The organism is Kitasatospora sp. NPDC056531 (assembly GCF_042794375.1).
Lineage (GTDB): Bacteria > Actinomycetota > Actinomycetes > Streptomycetales > Streptomycetaceae > Kitasatospora.
The window spans coordinates 22,012-28,726 of record NZ_JBHTTU010000084.1; the positions used below are offsets into that span (position 1 = coordinate 22,012).

The 6,715-nt window shown below is 72.8% G+C and carries 8 protein-coding genes; 4 read left to right on the forward strand and 4 right to left on the reverse strand.

Features of this window, described 5'->3' with window-relative positions:
* Positions 1 to 6 precede the first annotated feature (6 nt).
* Positions 7 to 693, forward strand: coding sequence for a C39 family peptidase (locus ACFQ87_RS36840; protein ID WP_380615300.1), 687 nt, complete (start codon positions 7 to 9; stop codon positions 691 to 693).
* Here ACFQ87_RS36840 and ACFQ87_RS36845 read toward each other — a convergent pair.
* Both ACFQ87_RS36845 and ACFQ87_RS36850 read right to left on the reverse strand, forming a co-directional pair.
* Positions 663 to 1,514, reverse strand: a complete 852-nt coding sequence (locus ACFQ87_RS36845; protein WP_380615301.1) for a hypothetical protein — start codon at positions 1,512 to 1,514, stop codon at positions 663 to 665. The genes ACFQ87_RS36840 and ACFQ87_RS36845 overlap by 31 nt on opposite strands.
* Positions 1,515 to 1,719: 205 nt before the next feature.
* Positions 1,720 to 2,574 carry a hypothetical protein gene (locus tag ACFQ87_RS36850; protein ID WP_380615302.1) on the reverse strand — a complete coding sequence of 285 codons (855 nt, stop codon included), beginning with the start codon at positions 2,572 to 2,574 and terminating at the stop codon, positions 1,720 to 1,722.
* Between the two features lie 239 nt (positions 2,575 to 2,813).
* Here ACFQ87_RS36850 and rpe point away from each other — a divergent pair, with 239 nt between their 5' ends.
* Together rpe and ACFQ87_RS36860 are read left to right on the forward strand one after the other, a co-directional pair.
* Positions 2,814 to 3,497, forward strand: coding sequence for a ribulose-phosphate 3-epimerase (rpe, locus tag ACFQ87_RS36855; protein ID WP_380615303.1), 684 nt, complete (start codon positions 2,814 to 2,816; stop codon positions 3,495 to 3,497).
* 140 nt (positions 3,498 to 3,637) lie between these two features.
* A complete protein-coding gene (locus ACFQ87_RS36860; RefSeq protein WP_380615304.1) occupies positions 3,638 to 4,597 on the forward strand; it encodes a pirin family protein in 960 nt (319 codons plus the stop codon).
* A 203-nt stretch (positions 4,598 to 4,800) separates the two neighbouring features.
* Here the strand turns inward: ACFQ87_RS36860 and ACFQ87_RS36865 are convergent, their stop codons facing one another.
* Entirely contained in the window at positions 4,801 to 5,019 is a 219-nt protein-coding gene (locus ACFQ87_RS36865; RefSeq protein WP_380615305.1) for a DUF5988 family protein, read from the reverse strand.
* Between the two features lie 228 nt (positions 5,020 to 5,247).
* Here ACFQ87_RS36865 and ACFQ87_RS36870 point away from each other — a divergent pair, with 228 nt between their 5' ends.
* Positions 5,248 to 6,009, forward strand: a complete 762-nt coding sequence (locus tag ACFQ87_RS36870) for a thioesterase II family protein (RefSeq protein ID WP_380615306.1) — start codon at positions 5,248 to 5,250, stop codon at positions 6,007 to 6,009.
* 168 nt (positions 6,010 to 6,177) lie between these two features.
* Here the strand turns inward: ACFQ87_RS36870 and ACFQ87_RS36875 are convergent, their stop codons facing one another.
* The gene (locus tag ACFQ87_RS36875; RefSeq protein WP_380615307.1) at positions 6,178 to 6,633 is read right to left on the reverse strand and encodes a hypothetical protein; all 456 of its coding nucleotides are present in this window, start codon (positions 6,631 to 6,633) and stop codon (positions 6,178 to 6,180) included.
* Positions 6,634 to 6,715: the final 82 nt, after the last annotated feature.

Sequence of the window (6,715 nt, forward strand, 5' to 3'; positions counted from 1 at the left end):
CGGGGGATGGTCGATCAGGGCGGCGCCGCGCGGCCGGCGCGGGTGGTGCACGAGGTGCCGTACCGGGCGCAGTGGGAGTCCGCGGAGCTGGTCCGGGAGATCGTGGACGGGCAGCTGGACGCGGCGCGGGACCCGCGGTGGGGCCAGTCGGGGGCGGCCAGCGCGGAGGAGTACGCCTGGTGGTCCTGGCGACTGTGCGGGGTGGCCTGTCTGAGGATGGCGCTGGAGCACTGGTGGGGGGTGACCCCGACGGCGATGGCGCTGGCCGCCGAGTGCGTGGCGGCGGGCGCGTACGTGAGGGACGGCGAGAGCCTGCGCGGGCTGGTCCACGCGCCGTTCGTCGACTACGTCCGGCGGCGCTGGGGACTGGTCGCGCACGCGCGGGAGTTGACGCCCGGGGAGGTGGCGGCCGAGGTGGTCGACGGGCGGCTGGTGATGCTCTCGGTGCACCCGACGATCCGGGAGCCGCACGGGCCGGAGCCGGTCCGGCGCGGCGGCCACCTGGTGCTGGCGGTGGGCGCCACGGACACCGCGCTGCTGATCCACAACCCCTCCGGTTTCCCGGAGGAGTCGCAGGCCTTCGCGCGGGTGCCGTGGCGCTCGTTCGGGCACTTCTACGCCGGGCGGGGGATCGTGCTCGGCCCGCCCGGCGCGGGGGAGCGTCAGGTGTTGTCCGGCAACCCGACCGGGTAGAACGGCAGGCTGCTCCGACAGAGCGCCGAGATCGGCTTCAACGCGGCGGCCAGCTCGTCCAGTTCGGCGCGGGGGTAGCCCTCCCAGACCCGGGCGGCGGCCAGGTCGGTGGCCGCCTCCAGACCCTGGTGGTGGATCCGGCCGAGCTCGGTCACCGTGCCGGCCGCGGTCAGCCAGCCGCGCTCGACCAGGCGCTCGGCGGCCGCCTCCCACTCGGCGTCCGTCCAGCCGCGCACCGGCTGGAGCTGCTCACGCCGCATGTCCATCGCACAGCGGATCACCAGCGCCTCGCAGCCGTCCAGCCCGGAGGCCACCAGCGCGGCCACATGGCCGTCGCCGCGGTGCTCGCGCATCACGGTGGCGGCCTGCCAGAGCCGCTCGTACAGCCCGGTCGGCCGGGGGAGCGCGGCGTTGGCGGCGGCCAGCACCCGGCCGGCGCAGTCCAGGCGGGCCGCGGCCTGCTCCAGCGTCTCGACCGCCCGCTCGACCTGCGCCTGGTCCACGTGCTCCAGCAGCCGGGCCAGCGCCGCCGCCGAGCCCTTCAGCCGGGCGGCCAGCGTCTCCTCCGGGCCGGCCAGCTCCCACACCGCGGGCAGCGCCCGCTCCACCATCGCCGGCGCGAAGTTGAAGAACGCGGCGATCACCGGCGGTGCGTCCACCGCGCCCAGCGGGGCCGAGCGGCCGGCGAAGTAGCCGCGCCAGAAGCCGCGCAATCCGGCCGCCTCGAAGGTCTCGCGGCTCTCGGGCTGGAAGTAGGTGACGGCGTGCACCGGCTCGAAGAGCCACCAGAGCGCGCGGGCGGGGTGGACGAGATCGGCCATCGTGAGCCTTCCTCGGACAGAGCTCCGGGCGGGCGCGGGGAGCTCGACTGGTCGGGACGGCCCGGCGGATGCCCGGGCGGCGCGGTGCCGGTGCCGCTCGGGCGGACGCGCGGGCCGCTCAAGTGCTGATGACCACGGTGGCGGGCCCGGTAACCCCGTACGGCGTGTGATGACGGTCACGCGGGGGCGTGTGCGCGGGGGCCGGTTACCGGTCCACCGGCGGCATCGCGAGCGGGTTGATCGGCATCTGCTCGCGACAGAGCGCGGCGATCGGCTTCAGGACGGCGGTCAGGCGGTCGAGTTCGGCCTGCGGGAGGCCCTCCCACAGCCGGCCGGCGGCCAGGTCGGTGGCGGCTTCGACGGACCGGTGCCGGATCCGACCGAGCTCGGTGACCGCCCCCTCCGCCGTCAGCCAGCCCCGCTCGACCAGCCGTGTCGCGGCGGCCTTCCACTCCTCGTCCGTCCACCCGCGCAGCGGCTGGAGCACCTCGCGGCTGGCGTCCAGCGCGCAGTGGAGCACCGGTGCCTCACAACCGTCCAGGCCCGCCGCGACCAGCGCGGCCACATGGCCGTCCCCGCGGTGCTCGCGCAGCACGGCCGCGGCCTGCCACAGCCGTCCGTACACGTCCACGGGCCGGGGGAGCGCGGCGTTGGCGGCGGCCAGCACCCGGCCGGCGCAGTCCAGCCGGGCCGCCGCCTCCTCCAGCGCGGTCGCCGCCGACTCGATCTGCTCGGGCCTCACCGGCGCCAGCAGCCGGGTCAGTGCCGCCGCCGAGCCCTTCAGCCGGGCAGCCAGCGCCTGCTCGGGGCTCGCGTGCGCCCACACCGCGGGCAGCGCCCGCTCCACCATCGTCGGGGCGAAGTTGAAGAACGCGGCGATCACCGGCGGTGCGTCCACCGCGCCCAGCGGGGCCGAGCGGCCGGCGAAGTAGCCGCGCCAGCCGCCGTCCAGCCCGGCCGCCTCGAAGGCTGCCCGGCTCTCGGGCTGGAGGAAGGTGACGGCGTACACCGGCTCGAAGAGCCACCAGAGCGCGCGGGCGGGGTGGACGGGATCGGACATCGGGAGACCTTCCTCGCAGGAGCCTGCCGGCTGAACGGGGACGGCCCGGTGGGCACCGGGGGCCGCTCGAGTGCTGATGACCACGGTGGTGGGCCCGGTAACCCCGTACGGCGTGTGATGACGGTCACGTGGGGGCCGGGGGGTGCGGTCGGCGGCGGCGCGGCGCGAGATGATGGGGCGAGGTGCCCGCCGACCGGGTGCCCCGCCCTCGCAAGCCCCTCGCACGAAGGTAGTCGGCCATGCCCCAGATCAGCCCCAGCATCCTCTCCGCCGACTTCGCCCGGCTCGCCGACGAGGCCGAGGCCGTCCGGGGCTCCGACTGGCTGCACGTGGACGTCATGGACAACCACTTCGTGCCCAACCTGACCCTGGGCGTCCCGGTGGTCGAGTCGCTCGCCCGGGCCACCGACATCCCGCTCGACTGCCACCTGATGATCGAGGACCCGGACCGCTGGGCCCCGCAGTTCGTGGAGGCCGGGGCCGGCTCGATCACCTTCCACGTCGAGGCCGCCGCCGCGCCCGTCCGCCTCGCCCGCGAGATCCGCGCCAAGGGCGCCCGCGCCTCGATGGCGCTCAAGCCCGGCACCCCGATCGAGCCGTACGAGGATCTGCTGCCCGAGCTCGACATGCTGCTGATCATGACGGTCGAGCCCGGCTTCGGCGGCCAGGCCTTCCTGGACATCATGCTGCCGAAGATCCGCCGCACCCGGGAGCTGATCGCCAAGCACGACCTGGAGCTGTGGCTGCAGGTCGACGGCGGCGTCTCGGCCTCCACCATCGAGCGCTGCGCCGAGGCCGGCGCCGACGTGTTCGTGGCCGGTTCGGCGGTGTACGGGGCCGAGGACCCGGCCGAGGCCGTCCGCAACCTGCGCGAGCTGGCCGCCAAGGCGAGCGCGGACGCCTGGTGGGCCTGCGAGCACTGACGTCCTGCTCCTCGCGGCACCGCTGACTCTGGCACCGCCGGATGGCCGGGCGCGGGTGGAGGAACGTCGCACCGTGATGGATGATCGGTGACGACGCACCCCTCTCCGCCCGGCCTTCCTCGTACGGTGGTGGAACCGCGATGAGCAACCTCGACCTCAAGCCCGCCCAGACCAGTTGCGGCCGCGAGGCCAGCCACGGCCCGGTGAAGGATCTGCTGACGGGCCGTCAAGTCCCGCTCGGTGAGAGCACGGTGGTCCGCCGGCTACTGCCCAACCTGGGCCGCCGGATGGTCGGCGCCTGGTGCTTCGTGGACCACTACGGCCCGGACGACATCGCCGACCAGCCCGGCATGCAGGTCCCGCCGCACCCGCACATGGGCCTGCAGACGGTCAGCTGGCTGCACCAGGGCGAGGTGCTGCACCGCGACAGCCTGGGCAGCCTGCAGACCGTCCGGCCGTACGAACTGGGCCTGATGACCTCGGGCCGGGCGATCTCCCACTCCGAGGAGTCCCCGCACCCGCACGCCCGCTACCTGCACGGCGCCCAGCTCTGGGTCGCCCTGCCGGACGCGCACCGGCACGCCGCCCCCGCCTTCGAGCACCACCCCGACCTGCCCGTGGTCACCGCCCCTGGCCTGCGGGCCACCGTCATCCTCGGCACCCTGGACACCGCCACCTCGCCCGGCACCACCTACAGCCCGCTGGTCGGCGCCGACCTGGCCCTCGCGGAGGGCGCGGACCTCAAGCTCCCGCTCGTCCCCGAGTTCGAGTACACCGTCCTCGCCATGACGGGCCGCATCGACGTCGACGGCGTCCCGGTCGAACCCGGCTCGATGCTCTACCTCGGCTGCGGCCGCCCCGAACTCCCCCTCCTCGCCCGCTCCGACGCCTCGGTGCTGCTCCTCGGCGGCGAGCCCTTCGAGGAACGGATCGTCATGTGGTGGAACTTCATCGGCCGCTCCGGTGACGACATCGCCCGGGCCCGCGCCGACTGGATGGCGGGCACCCGCTTCGGCGAGGTCCACGGCTATGCCGGCAACCGCCTCCCCGCCCCGGAACTCCCGGCGGCGCCGCTGAAGCCCCGGGGGCGCCAGCGCTGACCCGGTCTTTTGTCCCCGGCGAAGCCAAGACGGACTTGACCGTTGTCAGGCGGCTCGTTCCTGGCGCTGCGAGCGGGAGTGAGCAGCTTCGGACTGGTGGACGAGTGAGCCTGGCCATTCCTGTCTGTGTCTGGGTTCGGCAAGGTCTGGCAGGATTGATGCTGACCTTTCACTGACTTTTCTGACGGACCGACCGTGGAACGCTATTCGGCGACGTAGGTGCGCCCGATCCAGACGTAGACCCGGCATGGGTGGTCACCGTGCAACTCGCTCTCGGCGGTGGGCTCGTAGTGGTCGTAATAATTTCCCTGAAAGACCTTGACCTTTTCCGTCAGATCCTCGACGCGCCGGTATTCCGTCCGGGGTGACAAACCCTTGGGCCCGCCGCGCAGTAGTGCATTGAACCTCTCGGTGGACGTCAAAACCGCTCCTCCTCGATACAAAGACACTCGCATGACTGGTCGTGTCAGGCGCCGAGCTTAACCGTGACCCGCAGGGTGGTGAACCCCTATGACGGCCCCTAGGAATTCGACCGGGTGAGGGGTTGCGGGTTGTCGGTTTGGGCGGAAATCTTGGTGAGCGACCTTGTGTGCGGCCGATCGTAGTCGCCGAGTGGGCAGGGTTTGCAGTAGAGAGGAAGCGAGACGGGCATGACCGAGACGGCTGACCACGATCTGTGGCTGCGGCGTTACCACCCGGCTGAGCACAGTAAGGTGCGGTTGGTCTGCTTCCCGCACGCGGGAGGATCGGCGAGCTTCTACTTCCCCGTCTCTGCCGTGCTCTCGCCGAGGATCGATGTGCTGGCGGTGCAGTACCCAGGCCGGCAGGACCGGCGGCTGGAGCCTTGCGTCGACGACGTCCCCGCCATGGCCGACCGGATCTTCCGGGCTACGGACATCTGGGATGACGGGCCACTCGCTCTGTTCGGGCACAGCATGGGCGCGGTGCTTGCTTTCGAGGTCGCGCGAAGGATCGAGCGCGAGCTCGGTGTGACGCCCGTCCGCTTGTTCGCCTCGGGAAGGCGGGCTCCGTCGTGCACCCGTGACGAGACGGTGCACCTCAGGGATGATGACGGCATCGTCCAGGAGCTGCAGCTGCTGAGCGGGACCGACGCCCGGGTCCTCGGGGACGAGGAACTGCTGCGCATGGTCCTGCCGGCGATCCGCAGCGACTACCGGGCGATCGAGACCTACCGCTGCGACGACGGCGCCGCCGTGGCCTGCCCTGTCACCGTGCTGACCGGCGACGCCGATCCCAGGACCTCGATGGGCGAGGCCCAGGCTTGGCGCGACCACACCTCGGGGGAGTTCGACCTGGAGGTCCTCCCTGGCGGTCACTTCTTCCTCGCGGCGCAGCAGGAGGCCGTCCTGAAGGTGATCGGTGAGCGGCTCACCCCGGTCGCGGCCTCCTAGTACTCCAGCCGCGCTTCTCCATTCCTGCTGGTCAACGCTCTGGGAGTGGGGAGTGTAGTGGTTCGGAGGAGTGTGGGGGACGGTCTTGGCCGGACCGTCCCACCATCGGGTGACCGCGCCGCATGTAGTGGCAGCGGCGGGCTTGTGCCTGGTGTCGGCGGGACCAGCTCAGTGCGTGGCCGCGGTCCGGAGCACGGTGGCGGGGTCCAGTTGCCAGCAGACGGCGAATCTCGGCCGGTGTGAGGTCCACGAGGTCGGGCGTGTCCCGTTCGGTGCCCCCTTTCCGCGTTCCTGGCAGGCCATTACGGCCAGGAACGCGTGGGAGTACTCGGCGGGTGCGTCCTCACCGGGAGGCCACTCGACCAGCAGGGTCTCGGTCGGCAGGACGCCGTCCCAGGCGGTGCTTCCGCCCGCGGCGGCCGCGAGCGTCCGGGGGATCTTCCCCGCCGGTCTCACCTGCAGGACGCGGAAACGCGAGCGCATCGCCCCGCGGCTGCCCTGGCGCCAGGTGACCTGCCGAGTTGCCCGGCGCCCGCCCTCGGTGGCGAGTTCGTGCAGAGCGACGGAGTCGGTGCGGTAGCGGGGCAGTGTCCTGCGCCCGGCGCCGCCGTAGGCGGGCGCCACCGGTTCGGCGTCGTGGGGGGGGGGGAGGGGGGGGGCGCCCGCACCCCAACACCCAACACCACCGACTCGCCACTCTGCGACC

What these genes read in the sequence shown, in the direction of transcription:
- ACFQ87_RS36845 (WP_380615301.1), bottom strand. Translation starts at nt 1,514, where the DNA reads ATGGCCGATCTCGTCCACCCCGCCCGCGCGCTCTGGTGGCTCTTCGAG.
- ACFQ87_RS36850 (WP_380615302.1), bottom strand. Translation starts at nt 2,574, where the DNA reads ATGTCCGATCCCGTCCACCCCGCCCGCGCGCTCTGGTGGCTCTTCGAG.
- ACFQ87_RS36840 (WP_380615300.1), top strand. Translation starts at nt 7, where the DNA reads ATGGTCGATCAGGGCGGCGCCGCGCGGCCGGCGCGGGTGGTGCACGAG.
- ACFQ87_RS36860 (WP_380615304.1), top strand. Translation starts at nt 3,638, where the DNA reads ATGAGCAACCTCGACCTCAAGCCCGCCCAGACCAGTTGCGGCCGCGAG.
- ACFQ87_RS36870 (WP_380615306.1), top strand. Translation starts at nt 5,248, where the DNA reads ATGACCGAGACGGCTGACCACGATCTGTGGCTGCGGCGTTACCACCCG.
- rpe (WP_380615303.1), top strand. Translation starts at nt 2,814, where the DNA reads ATGCCCCAGATCAGCCCCAGCATCCTCTCCGCCGACTTCGCCCGGCTC.